At 74.6% G+C, this 2767-nt stretch carries 2 protein-coding genes and 1 pseudogene; 1 reads left to right on the top strand and 2 read right to left on the bottom strand.

The window, feature by feature from the left end; all coding sequences use genetic code 11:
* Window positions 1-167: 167 nt before the first annotated feature.
* Window positions 168-1298, top strand: coding sequence for a glycosyltransferase (locus tag CQZ88_RS15020; protein WP_050036239.1), 1131 nt, complete (start codon window positions 168-170; stop codon window positions 1296-1298).
* Between the two features lie 112 nt (window positions 1299-1410).
* Here CQZ88_RS15020 and CQZ88_RS31115 read toward each other — a convergent pair.
* Together CQZ88_RS31115 and CQZ88_RS30205 are read right to left on the bottom strand one after the other, a co-directional pair.
* Window positions 1411-2463 (bottom strand): annotated as a pseudogene (locus tag CQZ88_RS31115) (MFS transporter); the annotation flags it as partial.
* The coding region (locus CQZ88_RS30205) for a zinc-binding dehydrogenase (protein WP_219727518.1) at window positions 2460-2767 on the bottom strand (308 nt) is incomplete at its 5' end. The pseudogene CQZ88_RS31115 and the gene CQZ88_RS30205, both read right to left, overlap by 4 nt.

The raw sequence follows: 2767 nt of genomic DNA, 5'->3' as shown, positions 1-2767 counted from the left end.
GGCGCGACGGTGCAGACCGTCCGGGTCGGCGAGTCCGGCGCCGAGGCCGTGTGGACCGGCCGCGTGCCCCCCGCGACGGCCGACTGACGGAGAGATTCGACGCGCGTTCACCGCGGCGCCCGGCGTCGTTGCCGCACCCGTCGCCGCGTCCCGGCTCAATGAGAACGGTGCGCATCGTTCAGCTCGCCAACTTCTACGGCCCCCGGTCGGGCGGCCTGCGCACCGCGCTGCACCAGTGGGGCGGCGGGTACACCGCTCGGGGGCACGACGTCGCGCTGATCGTGCCCGGACCCCGTCGCGGCGAGGAACTGCTCGGCAACGGGGTCCTGCGGATCACCGTGCCGGCACCGGTCGTCCCGTGGACCGGCGGGTACCGGGTGGCCGACCCGCGGCGCGTCGCGGACGTGCTGCGCGGCCTGCGGCCCGACGCGGTGGAGGTGTCGGACCGGCTGACGCTGCGCGGATTCGGCCGGTGGGCGCGCCGGCGCGACGTGCGCAGCGTCGTCGTCTCCCACGAGCGGCTCGACCGCCTCCTCGGCCAGGTGCTGCCGGCGCCGGTCGCCCGGCGGGCCGCCGACCTGGCCAACCGGCGGATGGCCACCGACTACGACACGGTGGTGTGCACGACGGAATTCGCGAGCACGGAGTTCACCCGCATCGGCACGCCGAATCTGGTGCGGGTGCCGCTCGGCGTGGACCTGGACCGCTTCCACCCCGCCCGCCACGACCGCCGCCTGCGCGAGCGGCTCCTACCGGACTCGTCCCGGCTGCTGCTGCACTGCGGCCGGCTGTCCGTCGAGAAGAAGGCGGAGCGCAGCATCGACGCGGCGCGCCTGCTGCACCGGCGCGGGCACGACGTCCACCTGGTCGTCGCCGGCGACGGGCCGCGACGTCACGCCCTGGAGCACAAGGCGAAAGGGCTCCCGGTGACGTTCACCGGATTCATCGGCGACCCCGATCGGCTGGCCGCGCTGTTCGCCACCGCCGACGTCTCGCTGGCCCCGGGACCGCACGAGACGTTCTGCCTGTCGGCGCTCGAATCGCTGGCCGCCGGCACCCCGGTGGTGGCGTCGCGGTCGTCGGCGCTCACCGAGATCCTCACCCCCCAGTGCGGGGTACTGTCCGCCGACCGCGACGCGGCCTTCGCCGACGCGATCGACGAATTGCTGGGCGCCCCCGACCTTTTCCTGCGCCGCTCGGCGCGACGTCGTGCCGAGCAGTTCGGGTGGGCGACGTCGGTGGACAGGATGCTCGCGGTCCTCGGCGACCCCGGGCACCCGGCCGGAACCGCGCGGTAGGCCGGCCGGACGAGATCGCCGCCAGCGCAGCCCCACCCGTCCACACGCCGGCGGCGGCGAGGGCGGTCGCGGAGAACGACGAGGCCGTCGCGGCGATCTGCGGCCCCAGCCCCGCGCCGACGAACAGCGCGCAGGTGTAGAGCGCCGTCCCGGCACCACGGTGCGGGCCCGAACGGTCGAGCACGAGGGCGATCAGAGCGGGGGCGATCACCGCCACGCAGAACGTGATCGCGGCGAAGGCGGCCACCGGCGCGTCCTGCGCCACCGTCGCGCAGGCCGCCGCCACGAGGAGGAAGACGACGATGCGGTGCCCGGTCCGGATCCGGCCGAGCAGACCCGACAGCAGCGGTGCCGCGACGATCGCCGGCAGCGCCGACGCCCGGAAGACCAGCAGCTCGTCGGGATCCCCCACCACGGCGAAGCGTTGGACGCCGGTGTGGAGCGCCACGAAACCGGCCAGCACCGTGGCGGTGACCGCCAGCACGGCGACGGTGCGTGCCGATCCGAGCAGCGCGACGGCCGCCGTCACCGGCTGCGGGCCGGGTCGCGGCGGTGGTTCGTCGTCGACCGCGGCGAGCACCGCCACCGTCGCCACGGCGAACAGGACAGCACCGATCCCGAAGAACCACCGCCATCCGGCGAGCGCGGACACGGCCTGCGCGGCGATCTGCCCGAGGACGACGGACGCGAGGAAGGACCCGGTGAGCACCGACAGTGCCGTCGCCCGGCGAGCCACCGCGATCCGGGTGCCGACGTACGCGAAGGCGGCAGGCGCGAACGCCGCGGCCACCGCGCCCTGCAGCACCCGCGCGGCGATCATCCACGTCGCGTCCCGGGCGGTAGCGACCAGCACGGTGGCCGGGACGAGCGCCCCCAGACCCGTCAGCAGGGTCCGCCGCGGTCCGATGCGGTCGACGACGGCGCCCCAGGCGAGGAACCCCACCGCATAGGCGATGCCGAACGCGGTGTGGGTCACGGTGACCCGCTGCGCGTCGAGGCCCAGGTCGTCGGCGAGGACACCGAACACGGGGATCACGGCGTAGAGCTGGGACAGCACGAGCACCGCGAGGAGTCCGAGCAGTACGACGACCGGGAGGAACGCCGCCACGGCATCCCCCTCGCCGGACGACCGGTCCCGGGGCGAGGCGAGATCCGGCTCCGTCATTCGGGCAGCCCCAGCACGACCTTCCCGAGCACCCCACCCTCGACCGCCTCGTGCGCCGCCGCCACCTCGTGCAGGGGGAACCACACCGTCGGCAACGGGGTGAGCGCGCCGTCCTCGAGTGCCGCCGTGATGCCGCGCACCGCGTCCTCCTGGGCTCGCGGACCGATGGTGTAGACGAGCATGAAATGGGTTCGGAGGTTCCGGGCCATCAACCGCTGCACGGGAATCGGCGGCGGTTCGGGTTCGGGGGCGTACACGACGACGGTGCCGTGGTCGGCGAGCACCTCGAGGTCGAGGTCGAGGT

It is taken from the genome of Rhodococcus sp. ENV425 (genome assembly GCF_002887785.1).
Taxonomy (GTDB): domain Bacteria; phylum Actinomycetota; class Actinomycetes; order Mycobacteriales; family Mycobacteriaceae; genus Rhodococcus; species Rhodococcus aetherivorans.
Note: the sequence above shows the minus strand (reverse complement) of the source record. Positions and strands in the feature narration are given on the sequence as shown.